Raw genomic sequence first — 24,418 nt, forward strand, 5'->3', positions numbered from 1 at the left:
CCGCTCATTTGTAGCGGTACTCATTCGGATGTGAGGAGACATATCGTTACACGGCCCCGAATTCGTTCCACTTCTTTGAAAGAAATCCAACCTGGGAAGTGGCACTGAATATAAGTCTAGATACTGATAAATATCTAATAGCACGTATTATCTGTATGCGTCTCGTTCAGGTGCTTATTCCGAAAGGTGATCGAGCAGACATTCTTGAGGCACTCGATGAGGAAGGGATCGATTATGCCGTCTGGGAGGAGACAGGTCGCGGTAAATTTGAAGCACTGGTTTCCTTTCCAGTCCCCGACTCTGGTGTCGAACCGGTGCTCGATAGCCTCTATGCGGCAGGTGTAAAGGAGAGTTCCTATACAATCGTTGTCCCGACGGAGACGGTGGTCTCCGAACGTATCAAATCACTCAAAAACCGTTATCAGGGGCACCGTATCTCGCGCGATGAACTTATCGCACGTGCCGAGGATCTCGCTCCTGCGTCTTCGACGTTTTTCATCTTCCTCGTAGTGAGCACATTGATTGCGACGACCGGCTTGCTTCTCAATTCAGCGGCAACCATTATCGGTGCGATGGTCATCGCACCGCTCATGGGACCGGCTATTTCGGCCAGTGTCGGGGCCGTTCTCGCGGACTCCGATATGACATCGCGAGGTGTGCGACTTCAGGTAACCGGTCTGCTCGCTGCGGTCGCGACTGCTGCAATCCTCGGTTTACTGTTGAAAGAGACGGTTTTCCTCCCACCGGTCGATATTCGAACGATTCCACAAGTTCTCGAACGAACCTCGCCGAATTTTCTCTCGCTCTTTCTGGCGCTTGGATCGGGCGTCGCCGGCGCCGTGAGCGTTATCCGGGGTGCTGGGTCGTCACTCGTCGGGGTGGCCATCGCAGTAGCACTTATCCCTCCTGCCGCCACTGCGGGCCTCGGTCTCGCGTGGGGACATCCTGGTGTCATCCTCACTGCTGGCGTTCTCGTGCTGGTGAATCTACTCGCTATCAACCTCTCGGCACTCATTCTGTTGTGGCTCGCAGGGGATCGTCCCGAGAAGGGGAAGCATGCAATACGAGCTCAACGGGCAGTTCGCATCCGAATTGCGACCGTCCTTTCTGGCCTCGTCCTGCTGTCGATCGTCCTCAGTGTTGTCACTTGGGCGTCATTCGGAGTTGGAACTGTAGAGACCGAGGCAAACGCAGAAACTAAGGCGATGTTCGACAGTGGCCAATTCGGTGACTTGGAGTTTGAGCATGCCACCGTCGACTATGACATCGATGAGGTTCTCCTCGATCATCCCGCTGAAGTGACTGTTGTCGTGTCGCACGGGCCGAACGCACAAATTCCGTCTAATATCGCAACTCAGATCGATGAACGTCTGACAAAAACGACCGGAGAAGAGATTATCGTACACATTGAGTTCGTGCGTGGACAACATTCGACCTGATATGGGATACACCGATACCTCCCGATGTGGTTCAACAAGACCTCCTATCGATTCTCAGACGAGGCGACGGCAACTGGACGTTCACATCCCGCTGTGCGAACCAATAATGAGAGACCGCTCACAAACTCGCTCTTGTCTATTCAGCGCGAGACAGTGGACGCGCTGAGCGTTCCGTTCCATCGGATGCGGCCGAGCGATACGCCCAAATAACGACATCTCCGGTCCAGCTGTGGATGGAGATCTCGTATGAAAAGTAGCGAATACTCAATGGATAGAGCCACATAATCCCCGCGTTGGTGAACGTATCGACGACCAAGTGCGAAAGAAAAGTGATCCGACTGCAAGCGACACTTGCCTAGACGACGTGACGAGGATCACTCCTCCGAAGAGAAAGCCGAGAAAGAACGGTGAATATATGAGTGCCGAATGAGCGACGAACGGGTTCGTACCTGCATGTTCGATGTCGGATTACAAAACAGCGATCTCGCCGTGGCGCGCTTCCCGGCATTGTTCAGCATCTGGCACGACGTCAACGCCCCGGCGTTGGCCTCCTACTTTTCGCAGGAAGATAAAGCCACGACGGGTGTTTCCAAACCTGCCGATCGAATCGATCAGGGTACTGTGAAATATCGTGAATGAAGTGGGTCTTGAATGGAAAGAAGATAGTACGTCAGTACGCTTTTGTGGCTACTGATGACCCACTGCTATCGGAGATCGAAACGGTGTCACCGCCGTTGTTCCATACGGCAGTCGAGCGGCCCCAGAAGACATCGCTACTCGTGTCTGACCCGCTCCCCGAATGAAGCGTTACCGTCTGGCCTGGACTGAGCGTCAGACTGGAGAACGTGTACGTTTTCCCCGATTCGTCCGTAACGGTCCACCCAGAGAGATCGATTGATGTGGAACCAGTATTTTCGAAAACGACGTATTCGTCGTTCAGGTTGTCGTTGTCGTTCCCCGCTGCATCCTCGTGAATCTGGGAAATACTCACAGACGCATCACCGCTACCAACATTTCGACAGGTCCACGCATTCTGTTCGGTGTTCTGGGCTGACGATTCGGCACTGTAGTAGGAACTACTCTTGGAGAATGTCGAGTCGTATACCCGGGCTTGGCCACTCTCGATGAGTTTGTAGTTGTAATCCTCACCACCGTAGTACACGTAGGCGAGAAGACGACCATAGTAGCCTCGGTGGTCCGATTCAGAATCGAATTTGAGCGTTATCTGTTTGCCTTCGAGGTTGTTTTTCATGAACGACTTCGCGTCCTCGCCCTCCGAGTGGAGACAATCCTTCCCAGCCTGTGTATTTGGAACGCCTTCCCACTCATCGGGCGTATTTTCACCGTACGTTTCTGGGGTATCGACGCCCAACAATCGAACGGTATCGGTGGTTCCGTTTTCATATTGGACGTCGAGGGTATCGCCATCAACGACGTTCGTTACCGTCACTTGTTGGCTACCGCTTATCTCAGCGGTGGCTGGTGTGACGATGATTGCGGCTGTTACGCCACAGATGAGCAATGACGATAGCACTACTACAGCGAACGTATATTTATTATCTTCTACCACGTGTAGAAATCAACATCCTATTTTAAATAAATTTGTATTGGTGTAATGATGAAATAAATAGGCGAATATATCCGCATTGAATTCGGTAGGGATGGGCGAACGTGATTTCGATGTGGTGACCACCGACGCCCATCGCGTCGTCTACACACAACGTCCGTGATGTCTTGTAGCTCACACCGGGAACACGTTCGGCGATTGCTTCCATGACGCGGTAGCCATCGTTTGTGTACGCACAGCTATAGTGCGTCGCGACCTCTCGATGGCCCGCCCGTGCAACCATTGCATCATTCGTCTTGGCGACGTTCTTCGCGTGTTCGAGGACGTCGAGATATTTGTCCTCGACCTGCTGACTCTCAGCGCGTTTCTCGCGGACGTTCACGACTTCGGTGTTCTGTTCCGAGCGCTGGACCGTCTCGAAGACTAGCGACCTGTATTCCCGGTTTAGTCGGAATTCGACTGTAGCAATTTGACCCCACGTTCGACGATCGCGTCGGTGATTTCACGGACACGATCGGAGATTTCAGCTGCCATAGTAGAGCATACGGGTCCCGTCACTTAGGCGTCATCGTCATTCCCAATTCGATGGGGACGATTTCGGTTGACTCGATCATGTATTACCGACCACAGACGCGGTGGCCAGTACCTGTTCTCTCCCCCCTGCTGGTTCATAGCCGATAGACGCCGATACGACTGCCGTACTCACAAGTAACCGTACCGCGTCAGTCCCGAACTGTGTCGATTTGGGACGTCCACGTCCACGGTTGTGTGGGGTTTTGTGTTAGATTCGTGTCCCTCTCGGGTGTTATTTCGTCCCGGCCACGCTACTCTCCGACAACCCCGTCTGTGGTCGGACCATCGTCCGTAGTTTTGCTGTTTACTTCACCGGGCAGCTCGACATCCAACTCGTGGACGAGACGTGTCTCTTGGTAGCTCAGTCCGTCTTTGGACCGTTGGCGTTTGATTCTCCCGAGCCGTCCATTCGAGAGTCGCATCGCATTTGCCCCCACACTAATGCTCATCACCATGTCGCCGACAACGACTGCCACGATGACGTTCACGAGGCCAAACGGCATCCCAATGGCCAGCAGCGTTTTGATACCGAGACTTGTCCCGATGTTCTGGCGAATCACTGATGTCGCCGTTTGGGACACCCCGGCGACATACGGAAGTCTGGTGAGATCGCCACTCAATAAGGCAATGTCTACCGTCTCAAGAGCGGACAATTCAACATATTATCATCTATATCGTAGAAACTTTTATAATATTTTATTCGTAATATTATCGTGATGCCCACAAATAGGCGCGACGTACTGAAGCAACTCGGAACGATCGGCGCAGCCGGACTTGGGAGTGTCGGGCTGACTGGAACGGCGAGCGCACATGTACAAGATCCCTACGCCGACAGATGGATTGCAGCGGACTCTAGCAACTACACCAACGACAACAAGAGCGCGAGCGAAATCAACTGGATAATTATCCATGTCACGGAGGGGAGCTACGAAGGGACCGTCAGTTGGTTTCAAAATCCCGACTCCGACGTGAGTACTCAGTATGTGATTCGCAACTCCGATGGCCATGCTACCCAGATGGTCCACAACGAAGACAGTGCATGGCATGGTGGTGGCCAGAACTACAGCTTCCACTCGATTGGTATCGAACATGAGGGTTTCGTCGGCGAGACGAACTTCACCGACGCACTGTACCAGAAATCCGCCAACATTGTGAGCTGGGCTTGCGACACCTACGGCATTCCCAAACAGCGCCCCACCGGCGTTGCTCCGTGTGACGCCCGCAACGGTGGCGGTATCATCGGGCACCACCAGGTGCCTGAATCTGACTGCAACTACAATGACCACACTGACCCTGGTTCGACGTGGGATTGGGATTACTTCATGGACCTCGTCGGCGGCAGCAATGGCGGCGGTAACAAGTTCGCTGACGGTGACCGCGTTACGCCGACCACCAATCTGAATACACGGGAACAGCCTGGAACTGATCAGCCCATTGTGGCTACGATTTCACCGGGCGAAGTCGGCGAAATCATGAACGGCCCAATCGACAAGGGTGGCTATCGATGGTGGGGCGTTCACTGGCTCGACCGAAACGTCTGGGGCTGGTCGGTTGAACGCTATCTTAGCTACGCATAGGCACTTCGGTCGATCACTTTTAAGAATTCATTGTTCACGGAATTTGATGTCGGATGACAATAAAGACGGGTGGGAAATTTGACTACTGCGACGGACGTGGGTTCAGATGCCGGAGTAGTCTTTCGGAATCTTGGTTCCTGCTGTGACAGTCTCACCGTCGCCACCAGGAATCGAGAGGTGATTCCCGTTTCGCTCGACGGTAAAGTGGAGGTGTGGACCAGTCGAATTTCCGGTGGTACCCATTCCGCCGATCAATTGACCGCGCGAGACGCTCTCACCTTCGACCACGTCGAAGCTATTCAGGTGGCAGTACATCGTCTGGTAGCCGTTTCCATGGCCTATTTTGAGGTAGTTACCACAGCCCCCCGCCTCGTAGGCTCGAACATCAACGGTGCCGCTGTGGGCTGCATAAATTGGTTCACCAATATTGCCGTTGGCGCCAATATCCACGGCATAATGACCGGGACGTGCACCGTATGGCGATGTGATGTAGCCTGAAATCGGCCAATCGAAATCCGACCCACCACTGCCGCCAGATGTGGATTGGAGGTACCGCTCGACGGACCAGCCCCAGACGTTTCGGTCGAGCCAGTGGACGCCCCACCACGTATACCCGCCTTTGTTCGTCGGACCGTTCATGATTTCGCCGACTTCACCAGGATTCACGGTAGCGACGATGGGTTGGTCAGTTCCAGGTTGTTCGCGCGTATTCAGATTAGTCGTTGCTGCGATGCGCTCTCCATCGGAGAACGCACTCGCTGATCCGCTCAGTGCTGCCATTCCGGTGAGTCCTGTAGCTGTAACTCCGAGCGATTTGACGATTGATCGTCGGCTGAACTTTCGTGACATATGCAAATCCACAATCCGAATCAATATATTTAATACTTACTATTATTAAAATATAGTTGAAAATATTTGCATTGATGGTTTTTGATTGTTCTTTGCTCTTCTCTTCTGCACCGCTGCAAGAGACAGAGTGTAAGTCGATCAGACGGGTCGCAAAAGGATTGGTGAGACGGTTCCTCGACGGGATTCTATTCGACGTATCTAGCAGGGGCTGAGAGGCCAAATTCGTCGGCTGTTCCCGCATCGATTCTCTTTGCGGTGTAGATATCTGGTTTGTAGTATAGTTCGTGCGTAACGTCGTGTTCGTCTCGGAGGTGTTCCCGGACTCGGGTGACATCGTGACGCTCGAAATAGTTGGGTGTGTAGACTGTGAGAATGTACTCATCGTACATCGGCAGTTCCTCGTATCCGAATGCAGTCATAGCCTTTACTGCCCAAATGATGCCCTCTTCTGCGTCAGCGAGGAGTTCAGGCCATAGCTGTTCGATACGATCCCCTGACCCTGTGACTTGCCACTTGCCGATTGTTTTCTTCCGCTCGAGTGCTTCGCGATCAATCTTGCGAACAGCCTCGCTGTCTGCTGGTGGCAGATCATCAGATTCAACGTCTTCAGGGCGTGTAACATCGTGTTCGGAAAAATAGTCATCACCTCCAATTTTCGGTGAGTCACTCACATTACGACTACGGAGCCAATACGGTTCTGTCTCGGTGATTTCAAGCGGAGACTGCATGGTCAACTTCATCTCAATGTCGATCGGGTGTAAACAACAATGCTTGCCAGACAGAGTGAAAGTGAAACTCATGGTGATTGCATCGTTGCTCCCGGTCGGATTTGCTCAACTCCGGGCGGTCTATACGTGGAGTCCGTCCTCGGCTATGCGGTCGATCACGTCTCGCTGATGGCGACGAATATCTTCGTGTTGCTCCTCGAATAGGGCTTCTGTGTCCGCCTTGAAGTGACGGAATGCGTCCTCGTCACCACAGAGAAACTCGCCATTGATGGCGTCGTGTGCTACTTCGAGTGGTAGTGTTTCAATGTCAGATAGATCGATGAATGGGGTACCTTCTCGTTGGAGGTCGCCCGAGAGGAAACAGAGCTTTTGGAATCGCTCGTGAGAGGAAAGACTCTCTGCGAATTTGACGGCGAGGAGGAGGTCGGACGACGGACACGAGTTGCTCGTGAGCTGCGAACCGAACACTACTGCGAAGTCGATATCTACAAACCACTTTCTGACCTGATACGGATATTTAAGTAGAATCGGTTCATCGCATGACAGACAGCAAGGCGGTTACACCGCTCACTCAAATGCACAATATCGGGACTCCGAGACCCAGAACGTTCGAGATACCCTCCTCGAACCGCTGTGATGTCTCGACCAAGATAACTCCGAGTCCCATGCCGGGATAGGAGTAACGGCGGTGTGGCCCCGCCATCGGCCTGTCATGCCGACAAGTCATAAACCAGCAAATATCTCAAACCAGCGGTGCGATGCCGTGGGAAGCCTCACCGTTTACGGCGAGGAGGAGGTCACCTCTGACGTCTAATCATCATCTGTCGCTGCATCCGTCGCTGGGTCGACATCGTCTTCGAATCCATCCTGATTCGTCTCGGGCGTACCGCGAACGTCCCCTTCACGCCACGTGCCTCTGCGGAACCAGAGCCACGCGATGAGTGCGCCCGCAACGTTCGAGACACAGAACGCCAGCCAGATACCTCGGACATCAGGCTGCCCGAAGAACCACAGATTCGTGGGGAGAATGCCCTGTGAAGCGATGTACGCGATGGGAAGGCGAATTCCAGCCAGCGTGAGGATGGAAATAGCAGCCGCGACCAGCGTTTTGCCGGCGCCACGGAAGCCTCCTGTGAACGCCCGCATGATCCCGATGAACCCGAACGATAGCGCGACGTAGCGGAGGAATTCCGCGCCCACGTCCAGCACGGCTGCGTCGTCGGTGAACACGCTGACGATGGGCGTCGGCACGAGGAAGATAAGAACTCCAACCACCCCGAGGACGAGGAACAACCCCTTGGCCGCGACGTAGTTCGCCTGCTCTGCGCGGTCGTACTTCCCGGCGCCGATGTTTTGGCCCGACATCGTCTCGACACCACGGGCAACCGCAATCGCAGGCAGGAAGATGACCGAAAAGACGCGCGTACCGATACCGAAGGCCGCAACGACAGACGTCGAGAACAGACCGACGATGAGTAACAGCGCATTGATCGACAGGGCACGACCAGTTCCCTCGATGCTCGCGGGCACACCGATTTGGAGGATTTTGCGTAGGTACTGGAGATCCGGTTTCATGTCCGTGAGGTGAATCTGGATGCCTCTCGTTCCGGACTCCATGATGACGAGTCCAACGAACATCGCCACTCCACGGGAGAAGACCGTCGCGATGGCGGCGCCCTGGATGCCGAGCTCGGGAAATGCGACCGGGCCGATAGCCCAGCCGTTGATGAGGAACGGATCGAGAATCACGTTGAGCACGACCGTCCCGAACATGACGATCATCGGTGTGATGGTGTCGCCCGCGCCGCGCATCAGCGAGATGAAGACGAAGAACCCGAACATGAACGGCAGACCCAGAGCGACCACCTGCATATACGCGGTCGCGCCGGGGAGGACCTCCGGCGACGCTCCCAAGAACGCGAGGAACGGTCGCACGACTGGATAGCCGATTGCGCCGAGGAGAGCCGACGCGATCAACGCGAACGTCACGGTCTGTGAGGCCGCGTATTCGGCCTGTTCCGTTTCTTTGGCTCCGGTATGTTGGGCGACGAGAACACTTCCCGCGACTGAGAGGCCCATCCCGAGCGAGATGAGCAGGAACACCATCGGGAAGCCAAACGAGATTGCCGCCAGAGCCTCCGTCGAGTACTGACCCAGCCAAAACGTGTCCGCCAGATTGTAGGCGGTCTGCATCAGGTTCGTGATGACGATTGGGAGCGAGAGGAACAAGAGCGGCTTAACGATGCCGCCGTTAGTGAGGTCTAGTTCCTCCTGTCCCTTGAAGAAGCTCACGCGATTACCTCCGTAGCACGATTTATCGTCTCCGCATTCACTTTGCTCATGCGTCCACTTCCGAGTTCGGAGTCCATCCGAGTCGCAATTCGAGAACCCGTTCGACGAGTTGGCGAGTTCTAGCAGGGTTCTCACCGAGCGCGACCGTCCGTGTGTGACCACCGTTGGAGAGCGTGGTGACGAGTCGTGCGACCTCCCCTGGATTAGCCTCCTCGAAGTGCTCGGCATCGACTCCATCTCGAACTATCGACGCGACGACAGACTGCATCATATCGTCGAGTTCGAGGAATCGCTCCCGGACGCGATTGTGGTACGGAGCCTGTGCTTTTAGTTCCATGAGGCCGACGGGGAAGTCATCGTCACCCGTTTCCGACGGTGTGTACACGGCATCGAGAAACGAAGCGAGGCGCTCGCGCGGATCGCGAGCCTCACACGCCAACTGCGCCTCGAATCGTTTGATTAGATCGTCGAGGAACGCGTTCAAGAGGTCTTCTTTGGTATCAAAGTGATAGTGGATAGCAGCGGTCGTTATCGATGACTCTTCGGCGATTCGTTGCATCGTGAGGTTTGCATAGCCGTACTTCTGGAGTGCACGGCCTGTCGCCGTTATAATCTCGTCAGTAGTCTCTGTATCCATTCGATACTAGTGCTTACTAACCAATCAGTCAAAAGCCTTGTGACTAACTATTCATTGACCTCAACCACGCGGACAGTCTGGCCGCAGTCGTCGACCGTACAGACGCGGGCGTGGGTTGATCGGCTTGAGCGGGAAGCGGTCGATCCGTATGAGTTGGTGATGGCGATCGGCAGCAGAAAATGCTGTCAAAGCTCTCGGCAAGCTTTCCCTTAATAAGTTCATGTAATATCCCGGATTCCATTTAGGAATGCATGAGCGACGATCCTACTGATAGTTCATTCGCTACTGACTCACTACACGCCGGTCAAGATCCCGATCCTGTGACTGGGGCACGAGCGCCACCGCTCTATCAAACCACTTCATACGTCTTTGAAGATGCCGACGATGCAGCAACCCAGTTTGCGCTCGAGAAGCCCGGCTATATCTATTCTCGGTTGATGAACCCGACTCTTGAAACACTCCAAGACCGGCTTGCTGCTCTTGAAGGCGGTGTCGGGGGCGTTGTTACTGCGTCTGGGATGGCTGCGCTGAATCTCGCAACGTTCCTCTTGGCAGAAGCTGGCGACAATATCGTCACAGCCTCTTCATTATACGGAGGCACCTACACGTACTTCACCCATTCAATCGAACGCCGAGGTGTCACAGCCAAATTCGTTGACACACTCGACTATCAGGCATACGACGAAGCCATCGACGACAATACTGCCTACGTTCATCTTGAGACGATCGGGAATCCAGCCCTCGATACACCCGATATCCAGCAGATTGCCGACATCGCCCACGACCACGGCGTTCCCTTACTCGTCGATAATACCTTTGCGACACCCTACCTCTGTCGTCCACTCGAACATGGCGCGGATCTTGTCTGGAACTCGACCACAAAATGGCTTCACGGCTCCGGAACTACCATCGGTGGCGTGATTGTTGATGGTGGCTCGTTCCCTTGGAGCGATTACCCGGAGAAATATAGCGAGATTGCTCAAGATAATCCCGCCTATCACGGTGTCAACTTCGCGGAAACATTCGGCGACGAGGCGTTCACATACGCTGCGATTGCCCGCGGACTCCGCGATCTTGGAAACCAGCAAGCGCCCTTCGACGCTTGGCAAACCCTCCAGGGTCTCGAAACGCTTTCCCTTCGGATGGACCGTCACTGCGAGAACGCAATGGCAGTCGCCGAGTATCTCCAGGACCATGAGGATGTTGCGTGGGTGAACTACCCGGGTCTCTCTTCCCACGAAACCCACGATACGGCTACCGAATACCTCGAAGGTGGCTATGGCGGCATGATCACTTTCGGTCTTGCAGATGGATACGACGCTGCGCGAAAAACTGTTGAATCGACAGAGTTGGCGAGCTTGCTCGCTAATGTTGGTGATGCAAAGACACTCATCATTCACCCAGCTAGTACAACCCATCAACAGCTTACAGACGCTGAAAAAGCTGCTTCCGGCGTCACTGATGATCTTGTTCGCCTTTCTGTGGGTATCGAAGATCCAGGACAGATCATTGCTGATCTTGAGAACGCTATCGACGCCGCCACATAGACGGCTCTTATCGTTCCGATACCGAGTCGGTATCGACCTCCTCCCGCGCCTACAGTCGCGGGAATCCCACCATGGGATTTCTGGCCGTTCGAGACGAGTCTAAGGTTTCAAGACGCTCCGTTACCAAAGAGGCTTTCCCGATATCTACCCCAATCGGCGTTTCTGCCGAACTGGATTCTGATTGTTCTTCGATTTCTCGCGTGAGGACGAAAACGATGCCGAACCCGACAACTGTGACTGCGATGGCCTCAACGGGTTCCCGTGTTGGCCATGCGTGCAAACGGGACGGACAGCACTGCCGAACGAACCACTGCTTCAGTCTTTTCTATCCATGTTTCGCCAAGTAACGTTCTCGGCGATTCCCGACTAGCATATACTCATAGAGTTTTGGATCAGAGGATGACACTTCTACTGCTCATATTGAAAAACTGTCTCAAAATGCCATATAGAAAGTAAATTTTATGCCTTTGTTCGTATATTTATACTCTGACCCCGGGGCTTCATGACGAGTGAACGTCACACATCACAGACGCAGATTGAACGATGCGAGAACTGCAAGTGTGAGACCACACATACGGTCTCGGTCGAGATTCGGACGGAAAGTATGAAACAAGAGAATACTGAATTCTCGCGTGAACCATATCGGATTACCACGTGCCAGAAGTGCGGTGAGACAACAAGCCAACGGATGAATAACGCGTAGCGCTCACAGATCTTTCAATCTTTCACGACACTTCATCCACTCTCACTTCTGTGATCGGTTTGGGTGCCCTTCGCTGCTGTCGCACTTGCTACTCTGTCGTGTTCACCAGCGTCGATGAAGAACAACTCGAATCGTAGTGGCGTGAAACAGGCGACCTTGGAGATGCTGCTGAACATGCCCTCGAAACCCGTCCCTAGACCATGCTCGTTTCGACGACGCTCGAGACCTGCCACGTCTATGAATGATAGCAGCGCGTCCTTTTCGTTGTCATCAATCATACGGACCTTGCGTCGGTAGTGTTCGTAGGTGGATTTCCGCCCATTTGCAGGTCTCTGATGCATCAGTGTCGGTCTGGGTTACCGACCCAGCACTCCCGCGAGTGCCTCCATCGCCACCGGAAGCGCGTCGACGACGTCGGGACTCTCCCCGAACACGGGGTCCCAGTCGTCGGTCGTCAAGTAGTCGCTGATCAAAAACAGGGACCCGACGTCCAGCCCCCGGTAGTCGCCTACAGCGAACGTCGCGGCCGCCTCCATGTCGACTGCGAGCACGCCGTCCTCGGCGTACCTCTCGATTTCAGGGACGGTCTCGCGGAACAGCGCGTCGGTCGTCCAAGTCGCTCCGACCTCAAACTTCCCGCCTGCCGCCTCGACCGCATGTTCGAGTTCAGCGACCATCGCGTCCGAGGCGTCGATCCGCTCCGAGTGGGGGAGATAATGATGCGAGACGCCTTCGTCTCGGATTGCTTCGTCTACGACGAGGTAGTGCGACTGCGGGACGTCCGGCTGGAGACAGCCCGACCAGCCGACTGAGAGGAACGCCTCCGTCCCGGCTGACTGTAGCAACTCCATCAATATTGCCGTCGTGGGACTGCCGATGCCGAAGTGCCCAAGGACCGCCAGTTCGGCGTCTGTATCGACGTCAGCGTCCGCGTCGAGGTCGGTGAACCGATGGAGCTCGAACTCGAGGAGGTCGCTCTCCCCGTGGAGCGGCTCGGTCTCGCGAACGTCGAGCACGCGGTCGAAGAAGTGAGACTGGTAGCAGACGAGGACACCGTCCGGCGCGTCCTCAACGAGCGGTGCCCCGGACGCCTGGGCGTCGGAAAGCATCCCATCTGGGGTCAGGATCGAGGGAGCGTCGTACTTCCTCGAGTCGTTTGGAACGGGCATAATCTGTGATTCGACGAGTCACAGGATAGGTATACTGGTGGGCGAATCTTGCTGAACGGTCCCATTCAGACGACTGGTCCGTGGGGAGATTACTGGACTTGCGGGCGGCGAAAGCCTTCCCCAGCAGGGTGGGGTAGGTCATCTCTCTTATTCTGCCGAGTACCCGGTCCGTGTTGAGAAGTTGTCCCCTGTATTCTCGGCATGCTCGACCAAATCAGTCGGTGTCTCTTTGTTTTCTGGAGACATCGATGCTTCATAATACGCGACACGTTTGGTTTCATCCTGCTGCATAGCTGGAGACGGTTTAGTCACATCCGATGAGACATTCTGGCAAAGTTCCTGCAGTCGGTCTGATGAGAGAGCGTGTGTCCGTTTTTCGCCGAGTACAACGCCACTAGTGACGATCGATCGGATTCCCTCTTCAACGGTCATCTCGACATCAAAGACGCGATCTTTTCGGACATGTATAACGAATCCACCCATGACGGGATTTGGAGCCATCGGTAAAAACAACGTTTCCATCTCGGCGTGATCCATCGCCTGTTTGACGGTGGTAGCCGTGTCCGCGGTTTTGAATGCGACGGCGTACGATCCATCCGTCGGATATTCGACGAGCTTGACTTCTTTGAAGCTCTCTGAATCTGAATCAAGAAGCAGTTCGCTCATCTCATTGAAGCTCGTGTATACCGAGCCGATGCCTGGAACCGACGACATGAAATGGTCGAATTGCACGCCAACGCGACCATATCCTGAGCGGTATTCGGCGACGAATCCCAACATAAAGAGAGACCCACCGAGCAGTCCGATCATGATGAGCTTCACGAGCAACTCATTTGTCCCCGGTGAGACTCCGGGGACGCTTTTCACGATAAACACGACCGGGTTCAGAGTGTTCGAGATGAAATTGAGCACAAATCCAAGGACGACAACTGTAACGATGAGAGGAATCGCAATAGCCGCGCCACTGATGAGTGATCGGCGGATGATCTCCTTGGCGTTGTGGTGTGTTACGTTCTTATTCATCGAAAGTCCCCCTCGGCTCTGAAACTAATATCATACCCTTATAGCAATAGCTACCCTTGAAAGCGTTTAGGCCGAAAGAGGTGTAATGAACAGGCTACAATCAGTCTGGCTTCCCCTACGTATTGGATAGAAAGCGATTACAGATATCTGATGAGAAAGCCCACGGTCGAAGCCGAGGAAGGAAACTTCCAGTTCACCCTATTGTCGTTGTGAGGACGATACCGGATACTCCGGAGGAGATTATGTTGTTCAATGGCACGCACCTCCACTGAAACAGAAAGTCGGAGTAGGCTAGATTCAGTTCGGTGTCACTCGACCGGAGGTAACTGTGGGGGCTGAAACTCCCGCAGGCCGAAATAGGTGATGAACACGGCACCCATCGCGATAACGGCGACCGCGATCAAGAGTGACTCGCCGACGATTGGGAAGAAGCTCAGCACCCGGCTCGCCATGAAAAATAGAACCGCCCCGGCGGCTGTCGCTACACCCGGCTTATCTGTCGGCATCCATTGCCCAAGCATGGATCCGATGCTGATGTACGCGTATAGATAGACGAAGACACCCCCCAATAGACCGAGAAGGCTTACCGGAAGCAGAATGATAGTAAAGGCCATGAATACAAACAACGCCAATAACGTAACGGTGGTGAGGAGACCGACTGTCCCGCTGACGACGGGGTGATTCCGAATTGAGTGGCGCACATTGGCGAGGAACTCGGAATATCGTCGCCCGACCACGAAGGAGACGACGCCGAGTATCACTGCCTGGAGCAGGAATATCGTGAGTGACTCGATAGGAGACCGTTCTTGCATCACTGGTTCGGCAACCACATCGGGATCAACAGCCGCGTCGGTGGCGATCTCTCGGTCTCCACCGAACACCTGATACTGATCGGTAACCGTACCCGAAGACCCGACCGTGACGTTCCCCGCGAGCTGGACGAGCCGCCCGTCAAGCGTTCCCTCAATGCGTGCGGTCCCCCCAATCACGTACAGCGATGTGGTCGTGCGCGTATTGTTGGGAATTGTAACTGTTCCGTCTGCGACGACAACTGCACCGGCGTCACCAGGAACGTCCTGCGTGCCATCGAAAACCGTCGTGACCGTATCGACGCCAGGCTGGGCCGAAACCAGAAGCAGCGCGACGAGAAGTAACGGGACTGTTTCCGGTCTCATGTTTTCTGCTCCCGAGAATGAGCGAGCATAACCATCCGTCGAGCGTACACCATGACGAGAAGCAAGAAGAACAACAGCAGGGCGAGCGCATCAACGATGTTGAGATGGTTGACAAGCGGCATTGTCGTGCTCTCCATGTAGAGGACGACTGCTGTGCTCAGGAAGGTTGCAAGGAAGCCGGCGAACCCGACGCCGATCGCCGAGTGGCGGCCGATCGTATCGGGCGTCGACATGTCCGGCCAGAGTGCAAAGTTCAACACGGTGTAGAAGCTCACCGCCCCCGAGTAGAACAGTGGCATGAGCAGGGGTGCCTCCCCGACCCCAGCCCGAATGTCGAAGATATACATGAGGTGGGTGAACCCGAACAGCCCGAAAACGAGCAAGAACAGCCACCGTCGTCCGAAATTCGAGTACAGGACACCGGCCATAATGGCCGTCAAGACGTGGATGCCGCCGATTAGAAGGTGGATGCCGAAGTCCGGTGATTGCCACGACGTATAGATGTAGGCTGGAGTCTCGATAATCCGGAGGAAGCCGAGGCTATCGATGAAGTAAACGCCGAACATCAGGAGGATGAACGACCAGAACTCGTAACTCCACGTTCGGACGGCCGTCGGCCGACAAAACCGGCCGACGCCGAAGTCGGGGTCTCGATGCTGGCGTTTCAACGAGTCGAGGAACGCGACGTCCCGGAACGCGAACACACCAAGGAGGACGACGGCAGGGGCCATGGCGGCGCTCATCACGATGCTGAACGACTCGATGCGCCACTGGAGCGGGTAGACGTTCGCCAGGAAGTACGCGCAGGCGGTCGCGGCCGCTGCGACCCAGCCGCGGTCTTCAACGGGGACGAGGTCGATGACTAGGCTGAATGTGGTTGGCATCCCCGTTCCGAGCGAGACGGCACAAAGTATGATCCATGCGCCGAAGGCAGTTTCCGTTCGGAGATAAGGTGCGGTCAAGGTCAAGAGAAACTGGAGGACGATTACGCCCCAGAGTATCCGGAGTTTTGCGTTGAAGTTCCGGCTCCAGCCATACCTGTCAAGCGCGGTCCCGACGCTGATCGCAGTTAGGAAGGCAACGAGTGCAAGGGCGCTCATGCCAACCGACACCTGAAATCGGGATAATCCGACGATCCGGGTTCCTAAGTCTATGAGCCCGAGCTGGACGAAGGTGAGGTTGTAGTAGTAACCGGCAGCTAGTACGGAAATAAACAGGAAATATCCGAAGAGCTGGGACCATTTCCGGGCTCGGAGGTACTCGGTGAGCCGCATTTGACTAATTTACTTTCGGATGGATATTAATAGAATGGGTGTAGTAGCCAAGTGGGGCCTCATTGTCGTCAGGTTTCAGCGGTCGTGCTGATTGCAGGGCGCGCATTCAGTGCCGGGACGACGGATTTATTTGGTCGATGGGACACCCCACGTAACGTGATCCCACATCCGTTCGTAGATGTAGTACGTGCCCGTTTTCAGTAGATTCGTGACTACTCCGATGTTCAATGCAGCTTCGATGTCCCCAACGACAACCCACGCGACCGCGATGGTGATCACTACCATACAAAGACGATAGCAAGCCGTCTTTACGAGTGCCCGTTTTCGCGCTTGAAGAGCAGAGCGGGAAACCCATCCCTTGAACATAATCTCTTCTCATCGTTCAACCTCATAAGTAATTGGAACAAGTTTCATTACTCTGTATGTGTAACCTAAAATGGTTTCTAACGAGACTGTATCGTCGGCAGTAGAATTTTTCACGACTAGACTCACAAGGATTGTCAGTAGACACACTCTATTTCTAGCGCACCATTCCCAACAGATGCTCGGAAGCTGATATCCACACCTCGATTCGTTCATACGCCGAGGTTCTGATCCTCTTCTATGACCACACCGAGGCTGAGCCTGAGAACAATGTACCACAAGTTATCATGATTCTTCTTGAACTGATTTCTCTCGTTCCAGAAATTCACGAAGATGCGGTTCTCGCAGTTGCGACGTATATCGACGAGTATCATATGACGCCGTTCGATGCCTTCCACGCTGGTCTTGTCGCAACGAGTGGTGAACGTGTACTCTCAACCGAACAGGATTACGACACCGTTGGTCTTGCTCGGGTATCGCTTGCTCCGTTAGAAGAGGATGACTGTGTGGTGGCACCGCTTGGGTGACGTGAGTCGGATATTGGACGTGAATTAGAGCAGTATACCGAGTCCAGTTTGGCGTCGTTTTAACATTCGATTGAACTGCTGTGTTCTCTTTTTCTTTGTAGCCTCTGTTGGACGGTTCACCACCTATACGAGGAATTTTTGCTTTGATTGGCGGTGCTTTCGGTTAGCCGCAATATAGACAATCCGTTGTGGTAGTTTCGCTCGAGACCGCGTAGTGTAGGTCTCAGAAAGAGGACTCACGCTTTCAAAAATTGCACCTCCGTTGTCAGTTTGGCAGTGATCTGGATGTTTTCTCCCACCGTCTCGAGCAAACCAAAATCCATGTCCGTTCGCATCCGTAATGACAATCCAACAACCATATAATTCCGAGTGGTGGAAAAAGTGATGAATCCATATAGTGTTCTCTGAATTTCTACATCCTTCTGAAGGTATTCTCGGCTTTCCGTATCATATTCCAAGAATACTCCTTAGAATTCGGAAAGGATATGGGGAACTTGTGAGTAGAAGAATACCGACAATGGTTGTGAGTAGGCAGCTACAAACAAAACTTCGGGACCGCAGAAAATGTGGTGAAAATGTCATTATCTGACAAACTCGGCGACAAGATAGTCAAGCACAGTCGTCTTTTTATCGTCGCTCTACTCGTCTTTTCGTTGATTCTCGGATCGGGTGCGTCGATGGTAGGACAATCGTCTTCCCTCGATTCGTTTCAAAGTGATAGCAGTTCAGCCGCAAAAGCACAGAGTTACATTAGCGAGAACTTTTCGACGGGATCGAACAACACCACGAGTGCTCAAATCATCGTCCGTGATAACAATACACTCTCTAAGGAATCACTCAAAAACCAAATCAAATTACAGCAAAAACTCCGGAATAATAACACCGTAAACGAAACCCTTACTGAAGACTCTCCAACGGTTGGGATAGCAAATATCCTCGCCACAACGGTTAATCAATTAGACAAAGCGGAAGAGCTCAAATCCCGTGGCGAAAACCTCCAGGAACGAAAGGAAAACCTCACCGAGTGGGGTAAACAGCTTCAGACCCGCTCGGAACAACTCAACGAGAGTAAAGAAGAACTCCAGCAACGGGGAGAGCAGCTGAAAGAGCGGGGCGAAGAGCTGCAAGCGCGAGGGGAAAAACTCCAACAGCGCTCAGACGAACTCAATCGGAGTAAACAGGACCTCCAACAGCGCGGTGAAGAGCTCAAAGAGGAGGGTCAGGAACTCAAACAACGCGGGCAAACACTCCAACAACGCTCTGACGAGCTGAACGAGAGCAAGGCGCAGCTTCAAGCGAAGGGCCAGGAGCTACAAGCGCAAGCCAAACAGTTGAACGAGAGCAAAGCACAGCTCCGGAATCAGAGCGAGGAACTCAAACAACGTGCTCAGGAGCTCAACGAGAGCCGAGCAGAGCTCGAACAACGCCAGGCGAACCTGGAAGTACGGGCTCAAGAACTCAATCAGACCCAACGGGAGCTTGCGGCTCGGAATGAGAGTTTGCAAGAGCGACGGGCCACCATCGAGGAGGCCCACCAGAATGGCACGATCAACGATACCGAGTACGAGCAGCGTCTCGATTCGCTTCGAGAAGAGCAGGCCGAATTGAAGGCCGACCAAGCTCAACTCGCGAACGAATCGGCTGCACTCCAGCAGGACCGCCAGGAGCTCGAAGTGGATGCCCAGCAACTCGAACAGCGAGCAGCCGAACTCGAGTCGGATAAGGCAGAACTCGAACAGCAATCCGAACAGCTCCAAGAAAGTGCAGGACAGTTGCAGGCCGAACGTGCTGAACTGGAACAGCGGTCGGCCGAACTACAGCAAGAAGGCAAGGAACTTCAGCAAGCATTTAGCGAACTCCAGCAGGACAAAAAGGAATTGCAGGAAAAACAGGCCGCGCTCGAAGCGGATTCACAGCAGCTCAAGGAGCGCGGTGCACAACTCAAGGAAGATTCACAACGACTTCAAGAGGACTCTCAAGAGCTGAAAGAAGCACAAGCGGAGTTGGAGAACGATTCCGAGCAGCTCAAAGAAGAAGGTCAACAGCTCCAAGAGCAGTTCGAGAATTTCAAAGACGCTCAGAAAGCACTCAAAGAGGACGGACAGGAACTCAAGAACGACCAGCAAGCACTCCAAAACGGGGCTAATTTCACGCTTTCCGAGCAGCTGTCGATCCTCGAATCACACAATCAGTCGGAGATCGATAATGCGACCACGACCATTCTGGCCGAGAACTCCAGTTTTGGTGGTGCAAGTGCCGGTGGTGACGGCGCGTTCGCGTTCATGCCAACCAGCTACAAAGCCGGGAGCACGGATGCAAACGCGACAATGATCGTCGTCACCCAACAGGCGGAGGGTGAAACCACCAGTAGTCAGACGTCGAGCGATCGGATCATGAATTCACAGCTCGCCATGCAGACGATCGCTCACGAGCAGTTCAAGGCAGAACAGTCGAGCGTCCTCGTCTTTGGAAGTGGCATTATCTCGGACGAGACTCAGCGTTCGATGAGCGATAGTATCCTTATCGTTGGGCCTCTTGCGGTCATCTTCGTTCTCGGCGTCTTGATATTTGCCTATCGAGATCTACTCGACATCATTCTGGGACTCTTCGGTATCAGCCTCGTTCTCGTGTGGACGTTCGGCTTCATGGGCTGGACTGGTATCGACTTCAACCAGATCTTCATCGCGGTCCCAGTGTTACTTATCGGTCTCTCGATCGACTACGCCATTCACGTCTTCATGCGCCATCGCGAGGAGCGAGATCGTACTGAAGGTGTCAAACAATCGATGAAGGTCACGTTATCGAGTCTCGGAATCGCGTTGATTCTCGTGACTGTAACCGCTGTGATCGGGTTCCTCTCGAATCTCGTCAGCGACGTGCCCCCGATTCGTCAGTTCGGTATCGTGAGTTCGGTTGGGATTACGGCGGCACTGATTATCTTCGGCATTCTTATTCCCGCTCTGAAGACTGAACTCGATTCGTTCTTGGAAGCCCGTGGTTGGGACCGGGAGAAACGGGCGTTCGGTACCGGAGGAGGACGGCTTGGCGCGGTGCTCGCTGGCGGGGCGACGGCAGCTCGCAAAGCACCACGCATCGTACTCGCCATCGCCGTGATTCTCACCGTCCTCGGTGGTGCTGGTGCAGCACAAGTCGACACGAGCTTCTCGCAGGAGGATTTCCTGGCGAGCAATCCGTCGGGCGTAATGACCGAATTGCCAGAACCCTTCGCCCCCGGAGAGTATACGGTGAAATCCTCGCTGGAATACGTGAACAACAATTTCCTGCGCCAGGATTCCAATGCGGAGATACTGATACGAGGAGATATCACCCAACCATCCACGCTCGAGACGGTTGACAAAGCAGAGAACGAGGCGGCCGAGAAGGATTCAACGGTCGTTCTCTCCAGTGGGGACCCCGACATCGATAGTCCGTTGTCCGTAATGCGGTCCGTCGCGAACGAGAACGATTCGTTCAAAACGACGTTCGAAAACGCGGACACGAATGGCGATGGTGTCCCGGATCGGAACCTAAAGTCGGTCTACGACAAACTGTATACTGTCGCCCCTGACCAAGCAAAAAGTGTGCTCTACCGTACCGATGACGGTCAGTATAAAGCAATTCACATGACGGTTTCGGTCAAGGGCAGTGCAAGCGGTGGTGCGGTTAGCGAGCAGATGAAAGCAGTTGCCGAGACGATTGAACAGGAAAGCACCCTCAATGCAGTCGCGACGGGTCAGCCGATTATCTTCAAGATCGTTCAAGACCAACTGCTCAACTCGGTCATCGAAAGTCTCCTCATTACGCTCGGAGCGACGTTCATCTTCCTGATGATCACGTACTACTTCCTGCACGGAAGTGCGACGCTTGGTTTCATCACGATGCTTCCTGTGGCGTTCAGCGTCTCCTGGATTCTTGGGACGATGTACCTCCTTGGAATCTCGTTCAACGTGATAACCGGATTGATTACCAGCCTGACCGTCGGACTGGGAATCGCCTACAGTATCCATCTCAGCGAGCGCTATATCCACGAACTCGACGAACAACCGTCGGTGTGGGTTGCAATGCGAAAGAGCGTCACCGGTACTGGTGGGGCACTTCTCGGCAGTGCCGCGACGACCGTGGGCGGGTTCGGTGTTCTCGTGTTCGCCATCCTGCCTCCCCTCCAGCAGTTTGGAATCATTACGGGTCTCACGATCATCTACTCGTTCCTTGCGAGTGTCTTCGTGCTACCCAGCCTACTCGCCCTGTGGACCCGGTACTTGGGACCAGGTGGTGCGATGACGGCCGAACCGGCAGACAAATCTACCGTGGATAATGTGGGAGCAACGGATGACTGATTCGACGGAAGCCAACGCGATAGCTGCGCTACAGCGACTGGGGCTCTCCAAGTACGAAGCACAGGTCTTCTGTGCCCTGCAGCCGATCGATAAGGCGACTGCGAGCGAGATCAGCGAAACCAGTGACGTGCCGCGCTCACAGGTCTACGGGGCTGCCGATGGGTTAGAAGAACTAGGTCTGGTGGATGTTCAACAATCCAACCCCCAACAGTTCCGTGCCGTGGGACTGGACGAAGCGCGTGCCCATCTACAGGCCAAGATCGAACGTGAGCAGGATCGTGCCTTCGAGGCACTCGATTCTCTGCAACAACAGCCGATCGACGAAACGGAAACCCAAGAAGATATTTGGACGCTCAAGGGCCAAGAAACGATAAACGATCGTGTCACCCAACTCATCAGCAACGCGAACAACCGAATTATCTTCGGCGCACGCGATCCGATGATACTAGACGAGAATGTGATCACGGCGCTTTCGAACGCACAAGCGGACGGTATTGATGTCTTCATCACGAGTGGAAATTCCGCGGTGTGTGAGCTTTTCGAAGAGCGTGGTCTCGAAGCGTGCCAGTTCCCGATGAAGCCGGAGGATAATGATCGGAGTGGTCGTGTTCTGGCGATTGATTCTGATGTTATTCTCATGAGTGTCCTCGTTCCAACCCACGATAGGACTCAAAACGAGGTCGCCTTCTGGAGCGATGGAACTGGGTTTGCCAGTATCCTGATCGGTCTCTTGGAGACCTGGTTTTCAAAATTCATTGAGACGTAGGCCTGTTGGAAAATCGAGGCAGTGAATGCGCTATGAATGTTTAATTCCTGCTCGGACAGGGTATGGCACGCGTTCGAGCAGGAAGGAGGAGGTGGCGGGCGCAGGGGGGAGTATGGATCGGGAGTGATGGCGCCAGACCCATGTGGGAACCCGTTCAGGGTGTCAGCGGCGACCGCGCCACAATCAGTCGCTTAGTGGGGTTCGGTATATGCTTTGTGCTACTGTTCGAAAATAAGACAGTCAGACAAAGATTCCGATCAGCCAAATATGTCAGACCCAAATGAGATTGATCTCCAAGTATCTTTTTAATATTGACGAAGATGATAGAAATCTGTTCAGTTTCCCGTATCGATTTCCGTTTCCTACAAGGTCCTCAAAGGGCAATGAGTGAACATGGTAGATCTGATTACTGTCGGAGGATTGCTTCTTGCACTCTTCCTCGTTATCATGAACGGGATATTTGTAGCCGCAGAATTCGCTTTCGTCAAAATTCGACCAACTCAGGTGAAGACACTTGTTGAACGGGGTAAGCCCGGTGCAACCCACGTGCAAGACGCCATCCAGAATTTAGACGATTATCTCGCTGTCAGTCAGCTTGGGATTACTCTCTCCTCGTTAGGTCTCGGATGGGTCGGAGAACCTGCCGTAGCAGCACTCATTGAACCCATTCTTGGACAAATCCTTCCTGCCGACGTGATTCATTTTGTCGCATTCGCACTCGGATTCGGCTTTATCACGTTCCTTCATGTCGTCTTCGGTGAACTCGCACCAAAGACATTCGCTATTCAAGAGGCCGCACGTATCTCGCTGCTTGTTGCTCCTCTTATGAAATTCTTCTACTACGTGTTTAAGCCCGGAATCATCGTCTTCAACGGCACTGCGAACTATTTCACTCGACTCCTGGGTATCTCTCCAGCCTCTGAAAGTGAGGAAACCCATTCCGAAGAGGAAATCCGGATGATTCTCACTCGATCAGAGGAAACGGGGCACATCGATCTTGACGAAGTCGAGATGATTGAAAGCGTCTTCGAACTTGGGGACACCATCGCTCGCGAGGTCATGATCCCGCGCCCTGATGTAGAAACTGTGGTCGCTTCGATGCCCCTTTCAGAACTTCGGTCAGTTGCCGCCAATGGGACCTATACGCGATATCTTGTACTCGATGAAGAGGGCGAACATCCAGTCGGATTCACCCACGCAAAGGACATCCTCCGAGCAATCGAAACGGAAACGAATCAAGATGACTCTCTCACGGCTCGTGACCTCGCACGAGACGTGCTTGTAGTCCCGGAAACGAGGCGGATCGACGAGATCCTTGCGGAGTTTCAGACGCACGGGGGCGGGCAAATGGCAGTTGTGATCGACGAATGGGGGGTTTTTGAGGGAATTGTGACCATTGAGGACATTCTCGAAGAGATTGTGGGTGATATCCGAGACGAATTCGATACAGCACCTCAAGAACCATTCATCAAAACGCAAGATGATGGAACATACATCGTCGATGGGAGTGCCCTTATTCAAGAAGTAAACAGCTGGCTGGATACTGAATTCGAGGCTGAAACTGTGGAGACGATCGGGGGGTTCGTTTTCAGCAATTTAGGGCAAGCACCCAAGGTCGGTGACCAGATTGAACAGGGAGGATACGTTTTCAAAGTGGCTGCTATTGATGACGCTCGTATCACCCGTCTTGAAATCCAACGAGTTCAATCAACTCAAGAGATGAATGACGAGTGAGACATTCATATGAGTAGTCTGACTTAATCGTATGATCGCAGAGTTGCCGCGAATCTGCCTCTCTTTGATATCATTCGGACTGGGAGGCCTCCCGCGTCTCACTTTGTGTCTACTGACTCGATGGGTCGTGTCTTGATA

General features: G+C 53.8%; 23 protein-coding genes. 9 read left to right on the top strand and 14 right to left on the bottom strand.

Features of this window, described 5'->3' with window-relative positions:
- Nucleotides 1-155 precede the first annotated feature (155 nt).
- Nucleotides 156-1,439, top strand: coding sequence for a TIGR00341 family protein (locus B208_RS0120820; protein ID WP_018129117.1), 1,284 nt, complete (start codon nucleotides 156-158; stop codon nucleotides 1,437-1,439).
- Nucleotides 1,440-1,575: 136 nt separating this feature from the next.
- Here the strand turns inward: B208_RS0120820 and B208_RS25090 are convergent, their stop codons facing one another.
- Nucleotides 1,576-1,773 carry a metal-dependent hydrolase gene (locus tag B208_RS25090; protein WP_139025475.1) on the bottom strand — a complete coding sequence of 66 codons (198 nt, stop codon included), beginning with the start codon at nucleotides 1,771-1,773 and terminating at the stop codon, nucleotides 1,576-1,578.
- Between the two features lie 92 nt (nucleotides 1,774-1,865).
- On the opposite strand from B208_RS25090, the gene B208_RS0120825 reads away from it, so the two are divergent.
- Nucleotides 1,866-2,078: a sodium-dependent transporter gene (locus B208_RS0120825; protein ID WP_394294986.1), complete on the top strand. Its 213-nt coding sequence runs from the start codon at nucleotides 1,866-1,868 to the stop codon at nucleotides 2,076-2,078.
- A 31-nt stretch (nucleotides 2,079-2,109) separates the two neighbouring features.
- On the opposite strand, the gene B208_RS0120830 is transcribed toward B208_RS0120825, so the two are convergent.
- Together B208_RS0120830 and B208_RS25095 are read right to left on the bottom strand one after the other, a co-directional pair.
- On the bottom strand, nucleotides 2,110-3,009 hold the full coding sequence (locus B208_RS0120830) for a lamin tail domain-containing protein (protein ID WP_232423898.1): 900 nt from the start codon (nucleotides 3,007-3,009) through the stop codon (nucleotides 2,110-2,112).
- Nucleotides 3,010-3,830: 821 nt separating this feature from the next.
- Entirely contained in the window at nucleotides 3,831-4,139 is a 309-nt protein-coding gene (locus tag B208_RS25095) for an ATPase P (RefSeq protein WP_368085852.1), read from the bottom strand.
- A 156-nt stretch (nucleotides 4,140-4,295) separates the two neighbouring features.
- On the opposite strand from B208_RS25095, the gene B208_RS0120845 reads away from it, so the two are divergent.
- Nucleotides 4,296-5,156, top strand: coding sequence for a peptidoglycan recognition protein family protein (locus B208_RS0120845; protein ID WP_007975859.1), 861 nt, complete (start codon nucleotides 4,296-4,298; stop codon nucleotides 5,154-5,156).
- 102 nt (nucleotides 5,157-5,258) lie between these two features.
- Here the strand turns inward: B208_RS0120845 and B208_RS24580 are convergent, their stop codons facing one another.
- The 5 genes from B208_RS24580 to B208_RS0120870 form a co-directional block, all read right to left on the bottom strand.
- Nucleotides 5,259-6,005: a peptidoglycan DD-metalloendopeptidase family protein gene (locus B208_RS24580; RefSeq protein WP_198292387.1), complete on the bottom strand. Its 747-nt coding sequence runs from the start codon at nucleotides 6,003-6,005 to the stop codon at nucleotides 5,259-5,261.
- Between the two features lie 185 nt (nucleotides 6,006-6,190).
- A complete protein-coding gene (locus B208_RS0120855) occupies nucleotides 6,191-6,733 on the bottom strand; it encodes a putative phosphothreonine lyase domain-containing protein (RefSeq protein ID WP_026177990.1) in 543 nt (180 codons plus the stop codon).
- A 120-nt stretch (nucleotides 6,734-6,853) separates the two neighbouring features.
- A complete protein-coding gene (locus tag B208_RS0120860; protein ID WP_368085853.1) occupies nucleotides 6,854-7,279 on the bottom strand; it encodes a nucleotidyltransferase domain-containing protein in 426 nt (141 codons plus the stop codon).
- 264 nt (nucleotides 7,280-7,543) lie between these two features.
- Nucleotides 7,544-9,025, bottom strand: a complete 1,482-nt coding sequence (locus B208_RS0120865; RefSeq protein WP_007975868.1) for an MATE family efflux transporter — start codon at nucleotides 9,023-9,025, stop codon at nucleotides 7,544-7,546.
- A gap of 46 nt (nucleotides 9,026-9,071) precedes the next feature.
- Nucleotides 9,072-9,662: a TetR/AcrR family transcriptional regulator gene (locus tag B208_RS0120870; protein ID WP_026177991.1), complete on the bottom strand. Its 591-nt coding sequence runs from the start codon at nucleotides 9,660-9,662 to the stop codon at nucleotides 9,072-9,074.
- 251 nt (nucleotides 9,663-9,913) lie between these two features.
- Here B208_RS0120870 and B208_RS0120875 point away from each other — a divergent pair, with 251 nt between their 5' ends.
- Both B208_RS0120875 and B208_RS24825 read left to right on the top strand, forming a co-directional pair.
- Nucleotides 9,914-11,209, top strand: a complete 1,296-nt coding sequence (locus B208_RS0120875; protein ID WP_007975873.1) for an O-acetylhomoserine aminocarboxypropyltransferase/cysteine synthase family protein — start codon at nucleotides 9,914-9,916, stop codon at nucleotides 11,207-11,209.
- Nucleotides 11,210-11,711: 502 nt separating this feature from the next.
- The gene (locus B208_RS24825; RefSeq protein ID WP_073096718.1) at nucleotides 11,712-11,912 is read left to right on the top strand and encodes a DUF7835 family putative zinc beta-ribbon protein; all 201 of its coding nucleotides are present in this window, start codon (nucleotides 11,712-11,714) and stop codon (nucleotides 11,910-11,912) included.
- Between the two features lie 32 nt (nucleotides 11,913-11,944).
- On the opposite strand, the gene B208_RS0120880 is transcribed toward B208_RS24825, so the two are convergent.
- The 6 genes from B208_RS0120880 to B208_RS23455 all read right to left on the bottom strand — a co-directional run bounded on the left by B208_RS0120880 (nucleotide 11,945) and on the right by B208_RS23455 (nucleotide 16,919).
- A complete protein-coding gene (locus B208_RS0120880; RefSeq protein WP_007975875.1) occupies nucleotides 11,945-12,190 on the bottom strand; it encodes a hypothetical protein in 246 nt (81 codons plus the stop codon).
- 78 nt (nucleotides 12,191-12,268) lie between these two features.
- A complete protein-coding gene (locus tag B208_RS0120885; RefSeq protein ID WP_232423900.1) occupies nucleotides 12,269-13,081 on the bottom strand; it encodes a nucleoside phosphorylase in 813 nt (270 codons plus the stop codon).
- Nucleotides 13,082-13,228: 147 nt separating this feature from the next.
- Nucleotides 13,229-14,104, bottom strand: a complete 876-nt coding sequence (locus B208_RS0120890; protein ID WP_007975878.1) for a DUF502 domain-containing protein — start codon at nucleotides 14,102-14,104, stop codon at nucleotides 13,229-13,231.
- 308 nt (nucleotides 14,105-14,412) lie between these two features.
- Nucleotides 14,413-15,279 (bottom strand): hypothetical protein, encoded by an 867-nt coding sequence (locus B208_RS0120895; RefSeq protein WP_007975881.1) that lies wholly within the window; start codon nucleotides 15,277-15,279, stop codon nucleotides 14,413-14,415.
- Nucleotides 15,276-16,553 carry a hypothetical protein gene (locus B208_RS0120900; protein WP_007975883.1) on the bottom strand — a complete coding sequence of 426 codons (1,278 nt, stop codon included), beginning with the start codon at nucleotides 16,551-16,553 and terminating at the stop codon, nucleotides 15,276-15,278. Before B208_RS0120900 ends, B208_RS0120895 begins: the two co-directional genes overlap by 4 nt.
- A 126-nt stretch (nucleotides 16,554-16,679) precedes the next feature.
- A complete protein-coding gene (locus B208_RS23455; protein ID WP_026177992.1) occupies nucleotides 16,680-16,919 on the bottom strand; it encodes a DUF2061 domain-containing protein in 240 nt (79 codons plus the stop codon).
- Nucleotides 16,920-17,083: 164 nt separating this feature from the next.
- On the opposite strand from B208_RS23455, the gene B208_RS24585 reads away from it, so the two are divergent.
- From B208_RS24585 to B208_RS0120930, 4 genes are all read left to right on the top strand, one after another.
- Complete coding sequence (locus tag B208_RS24585; protein WP_171970542.1) at nucleotides 17,084-17,443, top strand: PIN domain nuclease; 360 nt, start codon at nucleotides 17,084-17,086, stop codon at nucleotides 17,441-17,443.
- Nucleotides 17,444-18,018: 575 nt separating this feature from the next.
- Nucleotides 18,019-21,780, top strand: coding sequence for an MMPL family transporter (locus tag B208_RS0120920; protein WP_018129123.1), 3,762 nt, complete (start codon nucleotides 18,019-18,021; stop codon nucleotides 21,778-21,780).
- Complete coding sequence (locus B208_RS0120925) at nucleotides 21,773-22,546, top strand: TrmB family transcriptional regulator (protein WP_232423901.1); 774 nt, start codon at nucleotides 21,773-21,775, stop codon at nucleotides 22,544-22,546. Before B208_RS0120920 ends, B208_RS0120925 begins: the two co-directional genes overlap by 8 nt.
- A 393-nt stretch (nucleotides 22,547-22,939) precedes the next feature.
- Nucleotides 22,940-24,280, top strand: coding sequence for a hemolysin family protein (locus B208_RS0120930; protein WP_007975893.1), 1,341 nt, complete (start codon nucleotides 22,940-22,942; stop codon nucleotides 24,278-24,280).
- Nucleotides 24,281-24,418: the final 138 nt, after the last annotated feature.

Source organism: Haladaptatus paucihalophilus DX253 (assembly GCF_000376445.1).
Classification (GTDB): domain Archaea; phylum Halobacteriota; class Halobacteria; order Halobacteriales; family Haladaptataceae; genus Haladaptatus; species Haladaptatus paucihalophilus.